This window comes from Flavobacterium pectinovorum, from assembly GCF_022802975.1.
In the GTDB taxonomy this organism is placed as follows: domain Bacteria; phylum Bacteroidota; class Bacteroidia; order Flavobacteriales; family Flavobacteriaceae; genus Flavobacterium; species Flavobacterium pectinovorum_B.
Window position 1 is genome coordinate 1 of sequence record NZ_JAFEVZ010000023.1, and the last position, 21,043, is coordinate 21,043.

Here is a 21,043-nt window from a genome sequence, read left to right on the forward strand (position 1 = left end):
AACCGGAAGAAATGCTCTTCCGGATTTATTTTTATTGTAACCAGAGTTCACTTTGCGTTAATGCTTTATTAGACAATATTTCTAAAGAAGGAATAGGAAACAACAAATTTCTTGCTGTAACACTTTTACCTCCTAAACCGCCATATTGCTGCGCAGTTGCATTTGTATTGGCGCCTATTTCGGCACCTACTGAATTCATTGTTGCAACAAACTTATTCCAACGAATTAAATCCATTTTACGCAATCCTTCAAAACACAATTCGCGCATACGTTCATCTTCAATAGCCAGTTGAAAAGTGCCCGTATTAAGTCCATTTAAATCAGCTATTACACTTGGCGTATTAATTGGAAGTCCATATCCTCTGCGTCGTACCTGATTAATGGCTTCGTATGCATTTGTAGTTGCTCCGTTTACCTGATTTTCAGCTTCGGCATACATTAAAAGAACATCTGAATATCTTAAAACAGGGAAATTGATTGGCGTATAATTTTTATTTTTTGGTGTCAGAGTTTCATATTCCCTTCTCCACTTTCCACAATCCCTGGTGTAAGGCTGCGTTTTGGAAATAGCTGTTTTAGTAGCCACATTAGTAGTATTATTGACCGCAAAAGTATAAGTTGTCAATACCCAGTCACGACGTAAATCACCTGTGCCATACTTACTCCATAAACGTCCGGTTCCTTTTACAAAACCATAGCAATATCCTAAGTTAGTTAATAAAACTGAAGTTGCAGATGATGGCGCCATAGTAATACCATTTTGGCTTCCTAAACGTCCTGCATCAGAATAACCATCGGTACGATTTCCTTTAAATTCAATTTCCCACATACTTTCTTTTATGTCATAAACATCACTTGCGTGATTGATGAATATCTGACGGTATGCATTATTTGAATTAACCGGAACAGTTGCTATAGTCTGATTAAAACTATTATAAGCCGGATCTGTATTATAACTAACATTTAAAGCATGTTCTCCTGAATCTATTACTTTTTTTGACCAGCTTAATGCATCTGCGTATTTTGCAGTATCCATTAAAGGATAACCTGCCATTTGCAGACATACTCTTGCCAGAATCCCCTGAACTACCGTTTTTGAAACACGGCTTGGATATCCTATAGATGAAGATTTTGCCACTTTTGCTTCGGCATCAGTCATGTCTTTTACTATCTGAGCATATACTTCAGCAGTGGCTGTTTTTGGTATCTGAACTGAATTAGGGCTTGTTGTAGGCGTAAGTTTTAAAGGTACATCTCCAAATCTGGAAACCAGCATAAAGTAATAGTATCCTCTTAAAAATAAAGCTTCACCTAATATAACCTGTCTTTTTACTTCATCCATTTTTGGCACATTAATATGCGCTATTAAATCATTGGCTCTGTTAACTCCGTTATAAAGTTCTGTCCACAAATTGGTAACCTCTGTTGAACTTGGATTAAAATTATAAACCTGTACACCTGTTGTCTGAGCAGAACGGGCAAAGTAACCTTCATCTGTACAAACCTCAAGATAAGTGTACAAATTATTACCATATATTTTCTCTGAACCTAATGGATCATACACCCCTGCCAAAGCCTGGGTTAAACCTTCTTCATTCGTATAATATTGTTCTAAAGCAATTTTATCAGTTGGCTCGGTATTTAAAAAATCTTCACAGGAACTTGTCATAATTCCCACTAAAATCAGTACTATATATATCTTTTTCATTTGAAAATAATTTAGTGTTGTTAAAATGTAATGTTTGTACCGAAAGCAAAAGTACGGGCACGAGGATAGGCCGAAAAATCAAATCCCGGAGTTAAGGCAGAACTATACGTATTTACCTCCGGATCTAATCCTGAATACTTTGTCCAGGTTACTAAATTCTGTCCTGACACAAAGAATCTCAATGATTTCAAACGTAATTTAGCAACAAACTTTGAATCCAGATTGTACCCTAAAGCAACTGTTTTTAATCTTAAATAAGAACCATCTTCAATATAATTTGTTGAATATCCTCCGCCAAAGAAACCTCTTGTACGAAACATATCAGAGTCTTGATTTTCAGCAGTCCAACGATTTTGATAACTAGCATACTGATTCAGATTTCCCTGAGCATTTGCATTTCCTTCAAATAAAAGACGGTTTGCATTTAAAATATCATTGCCATACGACCATTGAAAGAAAACATTTAAATCAAAACCTTTATAAGTAAAATTATTACTGAAACCACCGGTATGTTTTGGTAAACCACTACCAATTGTAATATAATCCTGTGAGTTAACAACGTTATCACCATTTTGATCTTTATATTTGATATCTCCCGGCTGAATACTTGCTCTTGTGTTTCCATTAGTGGCTACTCCTGCTTTTAACAAAAGAGTACCGTTTGTCTGCTCATCAAAATCTTCCCTCTTATAGGTTCCCAGCCATTCATATCCATACATTTGCCCTAAAGGGTCTCCAATTTTTGCAATATATGCACTTGTATTTCCCCATGTATTGTCCCATTTAATAACACTCTCAAGCGAAGTTTGCCCTTCACCTAAAGCTGTTAATTTACTTTTATTAAAAGCAATGTTAGCACTTGAAGTCCATGTAAAATCCTTAGTAACAATATTTTTAGTAGTCAAAGTGATTTCCAAACCTTTATTTTCTACACTACCAACATTTTTGAATGCAGCGCCAAAACCTGAACTTGGCGGAAGCTGTGTATTCAATAATAAATCTTTAGTTACTTTTTTATAAACATCCACACTCAAAGAGATTCTTTCTTTAAAAAAACCTAAATCAATTCCCGCATCAATCTGTTCTGTAGTTTCCCATTTCAAATCAGAATTACCCAGTTTTGTAGCCACTACACCCGGTACGTATTGATTGTCAAAAACATAACTATTAATTATTGGATCAAAGTAGCTTGTGAGATAATCAAAATCCCCTACACGATTATTTCCGGTTTGCCCGTAACTGATACGCAATTTACCTGTTGATAACTGCTCGAAATTTTTAATGAATTCTTCCTTATCGAATTTCCATGCAAGTGCTGCAGACGGAAAGTATCCCCAATGGTTTTTTGAAGGAAATTTAGAAGATCCGTCAGCTCTGAATGAAGCCGTGAACAAATATTTAGAATCGTAACTGTAATTCACCCTTGTTAAAAAAGAAGCCATTGTCCAGTCGGAAGCCAAAGGATCTACCCTTAACTGAACGCCCTGATCGAATCCGTCAAATCTCAGGTCTTCATTAGGTAATTGGTTTACAGCTCTTCCGTTACTCCAGGTTTTTCTCTGTTGCACAGTAAATCCTCCTAAAGCAGTTAATTTTGATTTTTCGCCTAATTTTTTATCCCAGGTCAGGGTGTTTTCATTCAGCCAGTTGTTGTAATTGGTGTGCGAAATTTTTCCGTTAACACCGCTTACACTACCCGGGCGTCCGCTTGAAGTTTTTGTATTGTAGAACTCGTCTCTTTCTGTTCTGTTTTCAATAATTCCATACGTTGACCTCCATTTTAAATCTTTGGTAAACTGATATTCTACATATCCGTTTGCGTTGATATTATTGGTTTTTGTTACATCATAAGTGTTCTCAAGACTCATTACAGGATTGATTCTGTAATCATTAGAAGCATTCATATCCGGATCCTGAAATTCGTCAACCAAATTAAAATCATCAGAAGCAACAGGTCGCATTCCCCAGATCGAGGTCATAACATTGGTAGTCGAACCATTTTCTCCTTTAGTCGGATCGATTCCTGTTTGTTTCAAAAGACTGTAATTTGTATTAATTCCTATTTTTAGCTTATTGGTAATTGCATAATCAACAACCGCACGTCCCTGATATCTTGCATAATTTGAATTCAACAAAATACCATCCTGATCTGTAGCTGAGGCTGAAAAGGCATATTTAAGCTTTTTTGTTCCTCCTCTTACCGCAAAATCATTATTGCGATACAAAGCGGTACGGCTTGTAAGATCCTGCCAGTCAATCGCTTTTTGGTTTTTATAGTAATCAAGTGTTTTTCCGTCAGAAAGATAAATTTCGGTTGGAGTCATAGGAGTTCCGGTAGCTGCAGGATTAAATTCTAATTGGTATTTTACATATTCGTAAGGATTCATTAATTCTAACTTGTTAGCCATATTCTGAATTCCGGTAGTACTGTTAAAACTGAATACTGCCTTACCTTCTTTACCTTTTTTAGTTGTAATTACCACAACACCATTGGCTCCTCTGGCTCCATAAATAGCGGTAGCCGATGCATCTTTTAAAATATCAATAGATTCGATATCTGCCGGATTGATCACATTGTTGTTAGGGTCTTCAATTAAAAAACCATCCACAACATACAAAGGACTGTTACCCTGAGTAACGGAGTTATTTCCTCGAATAACAATATTAACACCAGAACCCGGTCTACCATCTGCAGAAGTTACCTGAACCCCTGCCACACGGCCTGCCAAAGCATCATCAAAAGAACGAACAGGCGCTTTATTGATGTCTTCCATAGTTACACTGGATACTGATCCTGTTAAATCTTTTCTTTTTACTGCTCCATATCCTACTACCACAATCTCCTCCAGATCATTGGTTGAAGATTTTAATGTAACAACCATTGAAGTTTTATTTCCAACAGGAGCTGTAAAAGTTTCAAAGCCCATATAGCTGAAAATCAATTGAGATGAAGCACTCGCTTTTACATTGAACTGACCTGTAAAATCAGTAAGTACGGTTTGTTTTGTTTCTTTTACCATAACGGTAACACCAGGCAGAGGATCTTTCTTATCATCATATACAGTACCGGATATCGTCTGGGTTTGTGCTTTTACAAAAACTGGCATGAGTATCAAAAAAATACCAACAAGTAAAGGCTTGAAAACCTTATCGAAAGGCGGATATTTTAAATTAAATTTTTTCATAATTCTAGTTTAGTTTTTTGGTTAATTTGTCGGTTGTGTGATACAATATTATGTAAAGGTTATTATAAAAACAAGTAAATGACAAAAAAATGTGCTCGAACACATAAATTTAATACAATAATCAAAAATTCCTTACATATCAAGACCTAAAAAGAATGTGCTCGAGCACTTTATTAACATCTAATAAAGGTAAAAACCTACAAAAAACAAATTGCTCAAACCTGATTATCAATAACAAACAAATAATTGTTACAAAATAAAAAAGAGGAACACAAAGTCCCTCTTAAATTATTCTTCCTACCTTTTTAAAGTAATACGTTTATTTTAAAAACGGTATTGCCAAAATACCTGAATATGTTCCGTTTTCAAAACCGCCTTCTCCATCCATCGTAGAAAAATACATACAGCGCGGTTTATTGTTCTCAAAAAGTATAAATGGCCTTTCTAATTGCCCTCTTTTTTCAATTGTCTTATCACTCCACTGAATTGTTTTAGAGTACGCTTTTGGATCAATGTCCATTTTCCAGTCTGTTCCATTAGCAGAATGTGCCAAAACTCCTCCGCCCCATTCACTTGTATATTTCCCTTTATGGTCTTTAAACACAACATGATACCCTCTTTTATCTTTCCACAAAAAAGGATCTTCCAATTCTCCTGTTATTTTAGCATCAAAAACAGGTTTTTTATTATTCAAAACGGTATAAGGCCCGGTAATAGTTTTCGCAAAAGCAACACCAAGCGACATCGGTCCGTGTATGTTGCCTTCGTATGCCCTGGCTTTAAAAATCATCAAAACCGAATCGTCTTCATTGATTACCATAGTGGGATTAGAGGTCAGAAAGCTATAAAAAGTATTGGGCTCTGTTTCAAGAATAGGTTTGTCCATTCTTTCCCAAGGTCCATCAAGATTATTTGCAACTGCGAGTCCAACACGTTTATTGCTACGGCCTACAATACACCATTTGCTTTCTACAGTAAGTTCATCATGCTTCGCTTCTTCAAAAGGATGTGTAGAACCTACATAAAACATATAATATTTCCCTTTATGTTTAAATATCTGTGGATTGAATGTGGATCGTCCATCCCAATACTGGGCTCCACGGGCTTCGAGTGCTTTATTTACAAACCGAAAAGGGCCTTCGGGTTTATCAGCAACGGCATGAATAATTTCTGCAGAAACCATCCAGCCCGGATGAAAAACAATGGTATCCGGATAACAGGACGAAAACAAATGATATTTACCATCATCTCCTTTTATCACCGTATTATCCCAAACCCAATAACCTTTGAGAAAAAAACCACCCTTTTTATCAGCCTGACCTAAATTGTGTAAGATTTCATTTTTTGAGTTTTTTTTCAGCTCTACTAAATTTTTTAACTTTTCCTGAGATGAAACTGACTGAAAACCAATTAACACAAGACATAAAAAAAGCATTCTTTTCATAACCCTATTTTTTTACTAAATTAATCTGACTCGAAAATCCATGTCTGCATTCCATCGTAATGACTGTATTTTTTCCTTCAGTTACTATAGATTTTACTGCTGAATCAGCTGCGAGTTTCCATTCTCCTTTCAGCGTAATGGTCAGGTCAACAGGCATACTATAGTTGCTAAAGCCTTTATCTTTACCTGCCGAAAAATTAAGATCCGGCTGCACAGCACTTACTGTTAGATTTTTCGATTCGTTTTTAATCATTAAAAGTGAAGGAACAGAAACACTTTTTAAAACAGCATTATCCAACTCTTTACCCGAATCAAATATTACGAATCCTGTTGTTTCAGTATCCTTATCTTTTACAATATGGGCAACATTATCAGCTCTCAGAATTTGATAAGATTTATCCTTTTTAATTTTCTTTTCGAAAGAATTAAAAGCCTCTTTTTGAAGTCCCGGATAAACAACATACTGATAAGAAGCATCTTTTGGAGCTTTTCCGTGTTCTATCCATGAGGAAGCAAAGTCTCCGTTTGTAACCGTAGCATCTTTTACTTTTGGATTCATTTTACCTGTATTAATCGAATAGGCATTATTATAAGATTCCTGAGCTTGTCTCCTGATTTCAATTGTATTGGGTGATAAAATATAATATCCGTTTTGATAGGCATCAATCAGCCATTTACCTGATTTTCCTGTTGATTCCATTGCCGCCTGATAAGGAAAATTTGAAATATTTTTACTTTCAGATGAAGAGATTGGCATCGATTTATCTGCTATAAAATTTTGGAACAAATTTGTCTGTACCGGATTTACGGTATCAATACTCGAAATTCCGGTACCAATACAGATTAATTTATCGCCAAAAGAAAAAACCGATTTATTGGCTTTCAATTTTCCGGAAAATCCTGCTTTGCTCTCTGATGTCTCTGCATCAGAACCTTTGGATTCATTCAATTTCATTCCGAAAACTCCGTTAGAACCCAAAGTCACTGCTCCGGCAAAAGTCTCATCAGACCTAAACATCAATAATGGTGTGTCGGGTTCCAGCTCTTTAAAAGGTAAATAGATAATTGTTGTTCCGGGATATCTGTTCCAGTCCCAACCTTCTTGTTTAAAACCACTGGCCTGATCGCCGCCAATATTGTTTATCTGGATACTTCCATTTGCAGGATATCTTCCGTATCTATTGGCATCAACATATATTTCAGACGCCCAGACATATTTGCTGTATCCTTTGATGATAGCTGCCCAGTCATTTCTTCTGTGAATTGAAGTTGCTGCATACGGAAGCACGTGGTAGCCCGGCAGAATATCCTTACCAATAGTATTTGCCTGAAATAAAGCGGTATTTGATTTATCACTTTCGCCCCATAATCTTAAATAAGCTGCTGCTGCTTCATTATCGATTTTAGAAGTTCCTTCAGGATTTCCGGATTGCGCCATGAGCAAAAATCCGTTTTTTAATGATTTAATAGCATCACCTTCTAATGGATGACGACCCGCATTTCCAAAACCAAAATCATACAACTGACTGTACAAACGTGTCGTCAAAAGTGCTTTTTTAAAGTTTTTATGACCAGCCTCATTAATTCTGAACTGCGTTCCCGAAAGTGTAAAAATCACAGGAGGTATACTGGCAAAAGCGCCTAATCCATAAGCCGGATAATGCCCGTTATGATGCCATGAAGTCCCATCAATTTTAAAGACTCCCAGCTCATTATCCTGAGCTAAAGTTATCGAAATATATTTTGAATATGCCTCTAATAAAGCTGCCTGTTTTTCCACATTATCCGACATAAAAACCAGCATCAAATGATAGAAAGACTGTGTATTATAATAATCGATATTCGAATGAAATTCTTCTTCAGGCCCGAGAATCTTGCCCAGGTTAAAAACCCACTGCAAACTATTTCCTATTTCATTCAGTAAACCTGCTTTTTTTAATGGTTCTCTCATCATAAAAAAAGCTTCTGTAAGTTCTCGTGTGTTATAGCCTATATGATGTCTTGTACCTCCCGATGCGCCTTCCTGCCAGCCCTGATCTAAATAATATCGGGATGCAGTAATAAACATTTCTTCTATCTGAGCCTTGTTATCATCTGTACTTTTAAGGTAAAAAGTCGCTATTTTTTTTATCGTTTTACCAAAGGTTCCTATATCAGTAAAATTTTTCTGATCAGGATGTACCTCTTCAAGCTTAAAAGTCAAAGGAGGTCCCAAAACCGTTTCCTCTTTTACTAAATTTAACTTAGCAAATTCTTCCTTTGCTTTTAATAGACTATTATTTTTTTCAACACTTTTATTGAAAGTATCATCAATGCGTTTTTTGATGATAGTGAGTTCATTTTTCGTTGCCTCCGAAACTGCTTTTAAAGGCAGTTCCTGAACCCGTTTCATATCTCTGATTAAAGGCATCCAGTGATCTGCTCCTTCTTCTAAATTTCGTTTGATAAAAGGTACCATTACATCCGGGTACGAATGACGGTCATCCTGATATTGGGAAAAAACAATATCATCAAAAAATAATTTCCCTTTCCCTGTAGCCGAATTGGAACTTATCCTGAAAGTATCATACCCAACTGGGTCTTCTTTTTTAGGCGGATTTCCACTCATTTCATAAAAAGGAACCCTGATGGTTCTCCAGCCTGTAAAATTTAAATTGATCGGAAACCAAACCTCTTCTTTGCCATTTTTATCATAAGAAATTTTAATGGTTTCATTCTGTGCTTTTTCATTGTATAAAGACATGATTAAAGTCGGGCTTGCAGGAAAATAATCTCCGTATTGTAAGGGACTGTCTTTTTTGCTTATTATTTTAAAATTAGAAGTTTCAAAAAAACTTCCTCCCGACCATTCCCATTGCAGTGAAGATTTCCCAAATTGATGGTGTTTATTACTAATCGATAAGCTGCCTGAATTATTCTTTTTATAAGTAACGATTGAAGTTTCATTTTCAAACGATTCTTTTACGGGAGCATTACCCGATTGTTGCGAAAACCCTAAGGTTCCTGCTAAAAAGAGGTTCATTATAAAGAGCTTTTCAACGATTTTAGTCTCTATTTTCATGGCAATTAAATGGTTTAAATATTCAAAATTAAGGCTATTTATAGTATTGCCTTATCTGAATTGAATTATTAATTCCCAATCAAAATTTCAATGCATCATTTTGATTGGGAATATAGTTAAGTTTTATTTTTTAATAATTTTAGTTTTAAAGGTTTGGCTTCCATTCTGAATGACTACAAAATAAGTACCAACTGATAAATCGCCAACAAAAACCCTTTTTGAAACATTGTTAAAACGAACTTCACGAACCTTGTTACCTAAAACATTGTACACACTAATCGTTGGGTTTACCTCTAATACCGGTACATTAATATTAAAATAATCCTGAACTGGATTCGGATATAAAACAACATTTGGCGAATTAAACGTTTCTTCATCAATTTTAAGCGTGTTAGCTGATGATGCTAATTTTATTTCGACCGGAAGACCATCAGCCACAGTAAATGCAATTATAGTTTCTGTAGCTGTAGCTGAAACAATATTCGCATTCGAATTTAGCTGTGACAAATTCCATTCATTACTTAATTTTAAGGTAATCACTTTTGGTGTCGAAGGCGCAGCTCCCATGTCCGGATTACTTACAGACAGCACTATTTCAGAAAAATTTTCATTCAAAACTTTATACATAACCAAACACGGTGTGTCATTTGCTTTTAGCAATCCGTTAGTAATTGTGGTATTCGCAGCCGGTAAAGCATACGCCCATGTTTTAGAGCTTTTATGCTCAATTATTTGCTGATTGGTATTGTTTTGATAAACAGTATAAGGTTTATTGGAAGATTGCATTTCCAGAGCAAATTGTGTCATTTTAGCCGAATCTGCCAAAGGCATACAAATAAATTCATAAGAGCTGTTGGTTGGTGCATTTCCGTGATCAAGGTAAGCAAGATGGTAATTATTGGATGAATTGGCCGCTATAGTAGCTTCAGTCGGAGTCGTTTGGTTTTGATAAGGTGTCGTCTGAGCAGAATTTCTAATTTTTAAGGTTCCTGAATTCGGTAAAATATAATAACCTGTACTATAGTTATCAATAATCCAGTTAGGCGACGTTGCTGAAAATGACTCCGTACTTTGACTTGTTTTTACATTTCCGTTTACCAAAACATCTGCTGAATTGTTATTAAGCCTTTGAAACAATGTCGTAACGGTAGGATTGACAGTATCGTCATTTTTAATACCGCTGGCCAGACAGATAATAAAATTGTCTATGGCAAAATACGTTTTAGTAAATTCAAAAGTAGCATTATGGGTAATCGCTCCATAAGTGCTTCCGAAACCTAAGTTATTACGTTCTTTAAACTTCATTGAGAATAATCCTGACTGTCCAGTGGTATTGGACAAAACGCCATTATTCAACTGATTGAATGCTAAAGAACCGGCAAAACCATAAGTGTTATATTCATCAACACGCTCTTTTTCGGCGTGTAATTTATCCCATGACAATACAATTGTGGTAGCTCCCGGGTTGTAATTCCAGTCCCATCCTATTTCGCTGTAACCGTTTCCTGTACTGCTGTTTCCCGGATATATAATTTCTAATGCACCATAACTCTGGTATCTTCCAAATCTGTTCTGATTGATGTAAATCTCAGAACCCCATAACACATCAGATTGTCCTTTCATCGAAGCGACCCAGTTATTTTTTCTATAAATTCCTAAGTTACCATAGTTGAACTGAATAAAACCTTCTTCAAATGAAGCAACAGTACTGTTATTAAACTGACTGTTGACTCCATATTTTCTATTATAAATTCCGGCTAAAGCAGGATCAGCAGTGCTTAATCCTAAAATTTTTCCTCCAGATATGGCTGTATTGGCCAAAGTACCTGATGCCAAAGTACTGGTTTTTGACTGCGGATTTCTTCCTGCCATTGCAAAAGGCTTTACCCCTGCATCGTTAGAATACATTGTTTGTGCATAAACCGCATCTCTAAATCTAAGATAAGAAGCCTGATCAATTTGAAAACCAGTCCCTTCTAAAGCTTTCAAAGCTATCGAAACGGTATTGTAGGCATACATATATCCATCATAAGCGGCGTTGTGATGATACCCTAAACCATCTTTTTTCAAACCGTCTTTTGCTCCATACGTATAAATTAAGAAACGGTCCAGATATCTTTTAACTGTTTTTAAATATCGTATTTTCTCATCATTGGTTTTAAACCAGTCCGCATAAGCCAGTAAAACATCTATATCGAGATACATGGTATCTGTATTAATGGCATCAGTTTGTGTGGTATTGAAATCGTAATTTACATCGAACATGTTTTTAAACAAAGCCGTTTCCTGATAAAGTGTGTTTCCAAATATCGCTTTTACTGTATCCGGAAGATAAGAATTCAGAAAAATGGCACCACGTGAAAAAGTTGGATAACTATAAAAAGTCAAAGCCGAATTAGATTTCGGGCTACAGTTCAGACTCGCTATATACCAAACCGCTTTCGCCGCTTTGTCGCTTACACTGGTATCAGTTGGATTAAACTTCAAATACCTGGCAAACATTTTTAAAAAACTGATTTGCGAATCGTCAGTTATAGCATTTCCGGTTATATTCGTTCCTGTTACCGTTATGTTTAAAGCGTCGTATTGAGCCAGAGCTGTATTTAACTGAGCTGTTGTAGGAGCCGTTGTTCCTAACAATTGATTTGATAAACTGGCACGAATAGCAGCCAAATCATTAATTTCTGCAGTTGTAGCCGTTGTGAGGGGCAAATCAAAATTAAATATTGGTTTACAAACTTCGATCATATTTATAAATTCTCCATTTACCTTTAGATAATCCAAAGCTGCTACACGAACAATATTCAGGTCATCTGCACGAACAAATCGTACCATAATCTGGTCACCAACGCTGGAAGCGGTAAAAGTATGTGATAATGTTGCCGTTCCAACTACTCCGGTACTTGTCGTGATATTAGCCGTTTCTGCCAAAACAAGATTATCCGTTACATTGTAAACCTGCATTTTGAATCTTGCAAATGATGCCGCATTTTGATAATATTTTATTTCAAGATTAATCTGCTCGCCAGTTAGCGGGCTTCCTCCCAAAGTATATTGCACGCCCTGAAGTGCAGGTGTATTGGCAGTTCCTTTAATAAGCATTGCACCATCATTAAGACCATCTCCATTGTCTGCATCTGTAAAAGCAAGCGTTACAGGGGTAGTATTTTCAATTCTTGCCCAATTATAGTTGAATCCGTCAATTGTAATTTGAGCACTGATTTTATTTGAAATTAAAAACAAACAAATCAGTAACAGCGTAATATTAGATTTCATTCTTTTAGTGATTTTTAATTAGTTAAAATTTTTCATTAACATTTTAAATCGAATCCGCCAACATACAATACAAAAGCCATTTAATATTCTCCATTGCTAATTTGGAAGAAACATCTACCAAGCACGGAAAGAATTAAAACACAGCTTGTTTCAAATCAAATTAAAATGATAATAAAGATTGGTTATAACGCTTAAGCCTCACAACATTACAAAAACGGTTTCATAAAAACAAGGAAAAACACAAAAATGTGCTCGAGAACACTAAAATGTACTCGAACACATTTAAAAATTATAAGATAAAACTGAAGAGGTTAAAATTTCAATATAAAAGGATTCAAAAACAAAAAAACCTTTAAAAATTTAATTTTAAAGGTTTTCAAATTCAATCTGATTTTTTTGGGGCAAAATGAGATTTCTTTATACTAATACTCCCATCTTACAAAAGCTTCCATGGCTGCGTAAGTAGCAAGTCCGAGTTGTTTGTAAAAATGTGCTGTTTCACTGTTTCTGTCTTCGGCTCTCTGCCAAAATTCCCTTGCATCTGATCCCTGAAAAACAACTCCGTCTTTTTGAGACTGGTGCTTGAATATTCCGTGTCTTTTTGCCAAAACCTGGTCAGGGCTCATAGGAACGGCCATTTCGATTTCGTCAATACCCCACTCCTGCCATGCTCCTCTATATAGCCAAACCCAGCAATCATTCATAAAATCTTTTGGTTTAAGATTTTTTACAGCTTCAAAAATAGCATCCAAACATACCTTGTGTGTTCCGTGTGGATCTGCTAAGTCACCTGCAGCATAAATTTGATGTGGCTTGATTTTTTCGATTAAATCCATCGTTAACTGAATATCTATCTGACCAATCGGATTTTTTTCAATCTTACCAGTTTCATAGAAAGGAAGTTCCATGAAATGAATTTGTTCGTCCGGTAAACCAACAAAATGACTTGTAGCACGGGCTTCTCCTTTTCTAATTAATCCTTTTATATATCGTACTTCAGGAATATCAATTTCGCTTGCTTTTTTGTTCTTTAAAAAGGCTAATGCTTTTTTATAAATCGTTTCGGCTTCTTCGCTCTTAATACCAAATTTATCATTGTAATCGCAAACAAAACTGGCAAATCGTAACGCTTCATCATCAGCAACGGCAATGTTTCCTGACGTTTGATACGCTACATGCACTTCGTGGCCCTGATCCTGTAATCGCATAAAAGTTCCTCCCATACTGATAATGTCATCATCAGGATGCGGACTAAAGATTAACACTCTTTTTCTTGAAGGCTCAGCTCTTTCAGGTCTGTGTGAATCATCTGCATTCGGTTTTCCGCCTGGCCATCCCGTAATGGTATTTTGTAACTGATTGAATATTTTGATGTTGATATCGTATGCAGGACCTGAATCTGCTAATAAATCGCTCATTCCGTTTTCAATATAATCTGCATCGGTCAGCATTAAAATTGGTTTTTGCAAATGAAGCGCCAATCCTAAAACAGCTTTTCGGATGAGTTTGTCTGTCCAGACAATTTTCTCCACCAGCCATGGCGTATTGATTCTGGTTAGTTTTGAAGAAGCTTCTTTATCCAAAACAAAAACAGCATTTTGATGTTCCTGCAGAAAAGAAGCCGGAATACGGTTTGTCACTTCACCTTCAACAGAAGCTTTGATGATATTAGATTTTCCAACTCCCCAAGCCATTAAAATTACTTGTTTTGCTTCCATTATCTTTTTTACTCCAAGTGTAATTGCTGTTCTTGGCGTATTGCTCAATCCTGAAAAATCACCGCTTGCTGCAACTCTGGTGATATGATCTAAGGCAACCAGACGTGTTTTTGAATTCTGCAAAGATCCTGATTCATTAAATCCGATATGACCGTTACCTCCAATTCCTAAAATCTGTAAATCAATTCCGCCCAGAGCTTCAATTTTGTTTTCATAATCGGCACAATAATTCGCAATTTCTTCTTTTGATAAAGTTCCGTCAGGGATATGAATGTTTTCAGGTAAAATATCCACCTGATTAAACAATAATTCCTTCATAAAACGCACGTAGCTGTTTATCGAATCCGGTTCCATTGGGTAATATTCATCCAGATTGAATGATACTACATTTTTAAAACTCAGGCCTTCTTCTTTATGCAGGCGTACTAACTCGGCATATAATCCTTTTGGAGAAGAACCTGTTGCTAAGCCTAAAACACATAATTCATTGTTTTTTTGTTTGGATTGAATCAATGCCGCTATTTCTTTTGCAACCGATACAGAAGCAGCGGTAGAGTTTTCGAAAACCACTGTATTAATGTTTTCAAATCGCTTTTCAAATCCTGTAGATTTGTCTATATTACTTTTTAACATTGTAAGTTAATTTTAAATTTTTATTTATTGTGAATCTACGTCCGGGACCAACTGGTAATTTTATGTCCCTTGTGCGCAAAGAAGATAATCATCAAGTAAGCCGGTAAAAGCATTAAATACGCTATCTGGTTTCCGGATTTTTCTGTTGTTAAAATGTGTTCCGTTCCATTTGCCAGATTGATGCTTTCTGCTAAAAGGCCGTATAACAATGGAAATATTGCTCCGCCAATAATCGCCATAATTAATATTGCACCGCCAATTTTTGTATGTCCTCCCAAATTTTGAAGTGCCAACGGCCAGATTGCCGGCCAGCAAAGCGCATTGGCAAGTCCAAACAGGGCGACCAAAATAATTATCAAAGGCAAATCTGGTAATAAAGGTAATTGAATGATAATTCCCGGAGATAAAGAAACTATTAAGATTACCAAAACAACTCCCAAAATTCCTGAAATTTTTAATGCCGTAACCTGAGACAGGTATTTTGGTATTAAAGTAATTCCGACGATATACCCTAACAACATTGCGGTCATGGTAAATGAGGTCAGGTTAAGATAAAAATCGCCGTTTTCTCCGTAAACTCCAAGCTGTTTTCCAAAAGTTCCAATGGTGTCACCTGCAATAACCTCTGCAGCAACATATAGCATCAGCGTTATTGCCCCCAAAACAAGCTGAGGGTATTTTGATGCACTTTTAATTTGTTTGTAAATACTTAAATCTGCAACGTGACCATCTTCATCTAAGTCTATTTCAGGAAGAGGGGAAAACTTCGCTAAAACTGCCAAAATCAAAATTACAATTCCCATGTAGATGTAAGGTGTTTGTAATTGCAGTGCCAGTGTGTCCAGTGTAGCCGATTTGGCGGCAGCATCCAGGAGATCTATTTTTTCCTTCGTATACTGCTTCATGTTGGAGAGTACCAAAGTGGTCAATACTAACGGAGCTATAAATCCTGCCAGTTTATTGGCAATTCCTAAAACACTAATTCTTGCTGCGGCACTTTCTCTTGGGCCAATTACAACAACATACGGATTAGCGGCGGTTTGCAAAATAGCCAATCCCGTACCCATAATGAACAAGGCTATCAAAAACAAAAGAAAGGTTCTCGTTTCTGCAGCAGGATAAAACATAAATGCGCCAATGGCAATTACAGTTAAACCGAGTGAAATACCATTTTTATAACCTGTTTTTTCTATAATCCATGAAGATGGAATCGCCATTACAAAATAAGCAATGTAAAAGGCAAAAGTTACAAAATAGGCTTGCGATCCGGTTAAATCACAGGCAATTTCGAAGAATGGAATTAATGGTCCATTTAGCCAGGTAACGAATCCTAAAATAAAAAATAACAGGGTCAAAATTGCCATAGGAATTAAAACATTACCCTGACCTTTTTCTAATGTGTTTTGAGTTTGTGCCATTTGTTCAATACAGTATTTATTTGGTAAATCTATTCTTTTTGAAAAGTATCAAAATTTGTCTGATGAATCAAATCATCCTTTTTTATTTTAACAATTCCTGATGGTAAAAGGCGATGGTTTCTTCTAAAGCGGTTTCAATAGAATGACCCGGTTTAAATCCTAAATCATTAAATTTTGTGGGATCTGCTTTTGAATGTTTGATATCACCGGAACGCTCTTCCAGAAACTGAATTTGGGATTTGGAATTTGTGATTTTAATTATTTTTTCTGCTAATTCTAAAATAGAAGTGCTGTAACCCAAAGCAACATTATACGTTTCACTTCCTGTTTGAGAAGCCAGAATATTTGCTTTTACAACATCTTTCACATAAATAAAATCTCTGGTTTGAGAACCGTCGCCATATATAGTTAGTGGTTGGTTTTGAAGCGCTTTATTAATGAAAATAGGCACTGCAGCCGCATAAGCCGACTGAGGGTTTTGTCTTGGTCCGAAAACATTGAAATAGCGCAGTGAAGCAGTGGGAACATTCCATTGATCCTGATACATTTTTAGATAAAATTCTCCGTCTAATTTTGTAATGGCATAAGGAGTCATCGGTTCCGGAATCATAGTTTCTACTTTAGGCAAAACAGGGTTATTCCCATAATTTGCAGCCGAGGAAGAAAGTACTACTTTGCATTCGTTATTTTTTCTTGCAGCTTCCAGAATATTAATGGTTCCGATGGTATTAATATCAATACACTCATCTAAACGCAATAACGATTCGGGAACACTAACCAAAGCTGCGAGATGAAAAATCCCGCTCGCACCTTGTACCAACTCTTCTACAAGATTTTTATCCCTTATGTCTCCATGAACAAACTGAACATTCAGCCCGTTGAGATTTTTTTCGAATCCGGTTCTTAAACTATCCAGTACAATTACTTCATGCCCTTCTCCGGATAGCTGTTCCGCAATATGACTTCCTATAAATCCTGCTCCTCCTGTGATTACATATTTTTTCATTTCGTTTTCAGTTAAAAATTATTAATTCCACTCCAAAACAGGGAAATGTTTTTTCAGATAAGCTTTTACTTCTGCAATATCCTCTTTTGCAGTTAAGTCCGGAACATGTTCAGAAAAAGGGATTCCTAATGCCGTATTCGGAAAATCCTGTAATAGATTCAAAAGTACAGTTGGTAATTCTTTTTCGTCTCTTTCGGGATGAACCGGGCAATTTTTAAGATAAGGATATAAGGCTTCTCCTTTGAACTTAAAGGCGTTCATGCTCACCCTGATTTTACCTTCAGCATCTTTAAAAGATTCTACGACAGCAGCATCCGGTTTTTCGACAATATCCAGAAGAAAATGATCCTTATTCAATTCTGCCACCGCAAAACGTGAAATACGCTCAGAAGGAAATTCCATTGCATCACGGTCATAACTGATAAACGCATTAGGACTATTCGTTTCACGAAGTGCATACAATGCCTCTGATGAATACAAATTATCACTATTACAAACCGAATAAAATTGAGTGTTTAGCTCGGGATATTGTTCTACAGCCTGAAACAATGCATCAGCAGTCCCAAATGGCTTCACTCTTCCTTCAGGAATATACTGAACAGCAAACGAAACATTCAAACCATGAAAATCATTATCCTTATCCTTGCTTCCGTAAAAAGATTTGAATAAATCTCCCTGCTCTCCTATGATAATGTATATGTTTTTGTAGCCTGCTTTTTTTGCATTTACTAAAAGATAATCCATCAATGGTCTTCCATTTGGTCCTACCCCTATCAGTCCTTTACTTCTTTCGTTAGCCTGAGCTATTTCTTCCTCGCTCAGATTACTTACCTCAGCCGGTTTTTTCATTCTTGAAGAAGCGCCTCCTGCTAAAATTACTAAATTGTCATGCATACTCTTTTTTTTTTAATTTTAATATCTATACTATTCTCGCTCCAGGATCAACATTCACTGCATACGCTGCAACAGCACCTGCTGCCAGCATTGCGTCTGCTACCTGCGATTCTTTGCCGGGTTCAGCTATGGCTACAATACTGCCTCCACCTCCTGAACCCACTATTTTAGCTCCATAAGCACCTGCTTTTAATGCCGCATTAATCATAGCATCAATTCTTGGCACTGTAATTTTTAGCAGATCCCTTAAAACAGCATGATGACCGTTCATTAATTCGCCAATCTTTTTTAAATCAAGAGAGGCTTTTTGAAATTCTTTCAGTGCCAGTTTGGTATAATGGTGATTTTTAACCGCTGCTTCAAAATAAGGAATCAGTCTGTCCGGTAAAAAGTTGGAGTACTTTTTTAAATCTTCAATTTCGGCCTTATTTAAATCGAAATTTTTATCATTTTGTTTTACCAAATCAATAGACAATAATGCATTATTTTTCAATTCGCCAATTAAACCAATTGTTTCCTTTGGAACTCCTGAAACCCCTGTTACCAGACCGTTCAGTTCTTTTCCTATAACTGTAACGGCAAAAGGATTTACGGTATTTATGTACACCACATTTCCAACACCAATACTGTAATGGTCCATCATTCCTCCCGGCTCACCATGTTCAACCACTTCAGATAAGTAGCCCATTTTAGAAATAAATTCAGGAGTTACTTTTTCATCCACTCCAAAAGCTTCGATCAGAAAATTGATCCATGCCAATAACAAAGCCGATGAACTTGATGTTCCGGAATTGATTGGAATATTTCCGGTTATATTGATATCGTATCCAACATTTGGAATACAACCATACCTTCTAAGCACTCTTAACGAAGAGGCAAAATAATCTCGTGGTTTTAATTCAGAAAAAGTTTCATCGATCTTAATAATCCTAGTTTCATTAATATCCACCATGTTTAAATTAAAAAAACCGGTGCTGTTTTGCACTGCGGTTAACCTTATATCCCTGTCAATTGCACACGCAATAACAGGCAGTCCAAGATAATCCTGATGATCACCAAACAAGCATGTCCTTCCCGGCGCTAATGATATAATTTCTTTCACTTTTTAAATTTTTAAAACATTATTAAACAACAACTTACAACAACAACCAACCTTTAAAATCTAAAGCTTTTTTAGATTTCATAATGCGAAACTATAGATTTAATTTTACTAATACAAGGAAAACAAGGAAAAATGTGCTCGAACACACTAAATTTATGTTCTCGAGCACAAGAAAAACTTCTTAAACCCGAAAAAAAGCCGTATTATTGAACAATAATTTACTAATTGACTCAAAATATTAAACCAAAACTCAAATTTCTTTTTCTGCCTTAAATAAATTACTGTTTAAGATTTTAGCTTTCAACTTCTGAACAAAACCAATGAAAATCTGCAGGCTAAAAAACCTATACTAATACATTAAGAAAATTTGTAAAAAATAAATAAACCAAACTTTTATACATTTGTGTGTTATGGATAAAAAACTTACAATAAAAGATATCGCTCAATTGGCGGGTGTTTCTAAAGGAACAGTCGACAGAGTTCTACATAAAAGAGGTAAAGTTTCTCAAAAAGCACTGGACAGTATTAATGCCGTACTGGAACAAGCTGATTATGAACCCAACCTGATTGCACGAAATCTTAAAAACAATAAGATCTATTCTATTTGTGTGGTGCTGCCTAATCCGGAATCCGATTCTTACTGGCAGCCCTGTATAAAAGGAATAGAACAGGCCAAAAAAGAATTTAAAGCATTCAATTTATCAATCAGTTCCTATTATTTTGATCCTGAAGATACCGAATCGTTTATAGCTGTAAACAAAAGCGTTTTGAATTTAGCTCCGGATGCTGTTTTACTGGCTCCGCTATTTTATAAAGAAGCATTGGATGCTGTTGAAAAATATACCGAACAGGATATATTGGTCAATACTTTTAATAATCAGCTTGAATCTGAAGAAATTAGAAATTTCGTTGGCCAGGATTTACACCAAAGTGGCAGGGTTGCCGCAAAATTAATCCATTCTATTGCGGAAAAAGGTCAGATTGCCATTATCCATTTTGATGAAAAAATCAAGAATGCTGTACACATGCAGGAAAAAGAAAAGGGATTTAGAAATTATTTTAGCCAAAAAGAAAATTCAGATTATGAAGTCACTACTTTAAAATTAAAAAGAAAAAACTACGAAACAAAACTGGAAGACTTTCTTAAAGAAAATCCCAAACTCACAGGTATATTTATCACTACTTCAAAGGCCCATCAAATTGCCGAAATTATTGATAAAACTAAAAATAATACGATCTCACTTATTGGTTATGACCTGTTAGACAAAAACATAAGCTTTCTAAATAAGGGAACCATTGATTTCCTGATTAATCAAAATCCTAAACAACAAGTTTATTTGGGATTAAGCTTTTTAGTTGATCATTTTATTTTTGGAAAAGAAATTAACCCTTCAACACTTTTACCCATAGATATTGTAAATTCTGAAAATGCGAGTTATTATATGGAATAACTAGTTTAACCCGTTGGATGTAATTAATTCAAGTTGCTAGTTTGGATATCATAAAAAAACAAAGCAGAGGTTTAGTAAATTTGTTTTGCGAACCAATAAACCTCACCAATGCTTTGTAAAGACAAAATTATATCAATTTTTTGTTTA

Annotated in this window: 11 protein-coding genes; 1 reads left to right on the forward strand and 10 read right to left on the reverse strand. The window is 35.8% G+C overall.

Annotation, left to right across the window (positions count from 1 at the left end; translation table 11 throughout):
• Positions 1 to 31 precede the first annotated feature (31 nt).
• From FLV_RS19570 to FLV_RS19615, 10 genes are all read right to left on the reverse strand, one after another.
• Positions 32 to 1,708: a RagB/SusD family nutrient uptake outer membrane protein gene (locus FLV_RS19570; protein ID WP_243236443.1), complete on the reverse strand. Its 1,677-nt coding sequence runs from the start codon at positions 1,706 to 1,708 to the stop codon at positions 32 to 34.
• Between the two features lie 20 nt (positions 1,709 to 1,728).
• Positions 1,729 to 4,893: a SusC/RagA family TonB-linked outer membrane protein gene (locus FLV_RS19575; RefSeq protein WP_243236444.1), complete on the reverse strand. Its 3,165-nt coding sequence runs from the start codon at positions 4,891 to 4,893 to the stop codon at positions 1,729 to 1,731.
• A 319-nt stretch (positions 4,894 to 5,212) separates the two neighbouring features.
• Positions 5,213 to 6,337: a glycoside hydrolase family protein gene (locus tag FLV_RS19580; RefSeq protein WP_243236445.1), complete on the reverse strand. Its 1,125-nt coding sequence runs from the start codon at positions 6,335 to 6,337 to the stop codon at positions 5,213 to 5,215.
• Positions 6,338 to 6,341: 4 nt separating this feature from the next.
• Positions 6,342 to 9,398 (reverse strand): chondroitinase family polysaccharide lyase, encoded by a 3,057-nt coding sequence (locus FLV_RS19585; protein WP_243236446.1) that lies wholly within the window; start codon positions 9,396 to 9,398, stop codon positions 6,342 to 6,344.
• 123 nt (positions 9,399 to 9,521) lie between these two features.
• Positions 9,522 to 12,674, reverse strand: coding sequence for a polysaccharide lyase family 8 super-sandwich domain-containing protein (locus FLV_RS19590; protein ID WP_243236447.1), 3,153 nt, complete (start codon positions 12,672 to 12,674; stop codon positions 9,522 to 9,524).
• A gap of 422 nt (positions 12,675 to 13,096) precedes the next feature.
• Positions 13,097 to 15,025, reverse strand: a complete 1,929-nt coding sequence (gene nagB / locus FLV_RS19595) for a glucosamine-6-phosphate deaminase (protein ID WP_243236448.1) — start codon at positions 15,023 to 15,025, stop codon at positions 13,097 to 13,099.
• A gap of 35 nt (positions 15,026 to 15,060) precedes the next feature.
• Entirely contained in the window at positions 15,061 to 16,443 is a 1,383-nt protein-coding gene (locus tag FLV_RS19600; RefSeq protein WP_243236449.1) for a sugar MFS transporter, read from the reverse strand.
• An 82-nt stretch (positions 16,444 to 16,525) separates the two neighbouring features.
• Positions 16,526 to 17,449, reverse strand: coding sequence for an NAD-dependent epimerase/dehydratase family protein (locus FLV_RS19605; protein WP_243236450.1), 924 nt, complete (start codon positions 17,447 to 17,449; stop codon positions 16,526 to 16,528).
• 21 nt (positions 17,450 to 17,470) lie between these two features.
• Entirely contained in the window at positions 17,471 to 18,343 is an 873-nt protein-coding gene (locus FLV_RS19610) for a sugar phosphate nucleotidyltransferase (protein WP_243236451.1), read from the reverse strand.
• Between the two features lie 25 nt (positions 18,344 to 18,368).
• Complete coding sequence (locus FLV_RS19615; RefSeq protein ID WP_243236452.1) at positions 18,369 to 19,445, reverse strand: mevalonate kinase; 1,077 nt, start codon at positions 19,443 to 19,445, stop codon at positions 18,369 to 18,371.
• A 410-nt stretch (positions 19,446 to 19,855) separates the two neighbouring features.
• Between FLV_RS19615 and FLV_RS19620 the strand changes: the two genes are divergently transcribed.
• Positions 19,856 to 20,896 (forward strand): LacI family DNA-binding transcriptional regulator, encoded by a 1,041-nt coding sequence (locus FLV_RS19620; protein WP_243236453.1) that lies wholly within the window; start codon positions 19,856 to 19,858, stop codon positions 20,894 to 20,896.
• Positions 20,897 to 21,043: the final 147 nt, after the last annotated feature.

Bases quoted from the DNA above. Each gene is read 5' to 3' on its own strand.
- FLV_RS19570 (WP_243236443.1), bottom strand. From the start codon at position 1,708: ATGAAAAAGATATATATAGTACTGATTTTAGTGGGAATTATGACAAGT.
- FLV_RS19575 (WP_243236444.1), bottom strand. From the start codon at position 4,893: ATGAAAAAATTTAATTTAAAATATCCGCCTTTCGATAAGGTTTTCAAG.
- FLV_RS19580 (WP_243236445.1), bottom strand. From the start codon at position 6,337: ATGAAAAGAATGCTTTTTTTATGTCTTGTGTTAATTGGTTTTCAGTCA.
- FLV_RS19585 (WP_243236446.1), bottom strand. From the start codon at position 9,398: ATGAAAATAGAGACTAAAATCGTTGAAAAGCTCTTTATAATGAACCTC.
- FLV_RS19590 (WP_243236447.1), bottom strand. From the start codon at position 12,674: ATGAAATCTAATATTACGCTGTTACTGATTTGTTTGTTTTTAATTTCA.
- nagB (WP_243236448.1), bottom strand. From the start codon at position 15,025: ATGTTAAAAAGTAATATAGACAAATCTACAGGATTTGAAAAGCGATTT.
- FLV_RS19600 (WP_243236449.1), bottom strand. From the start codon at position 16,443: ATGGCACAAACTCAAAACACATTAGAAAAAGGTCAGGGTAATGTTTTA.
- FLV_RS19605 (WP_243236450.1), bottom strand. From the start codon at position 17,449: ATGAAAAAATATGTAATCACAGGAGGAGCAGGATTTATAGGAAGTCAT.
- FLV_RS19610 (WP_243236451.1), bottom strand. From the start codon at position 18,343: ATGCATGACAATTTAGTAATTTTAGCAGGAGGCGCTTCTTCAAGAATG.
- FLV_RS19620 (WP_243236453.1), top strand. From the start codon at position 19,856: ATGGATAAAAAACTTACAATAAAAGATATCGCTCAATTGGCGGGTGTT.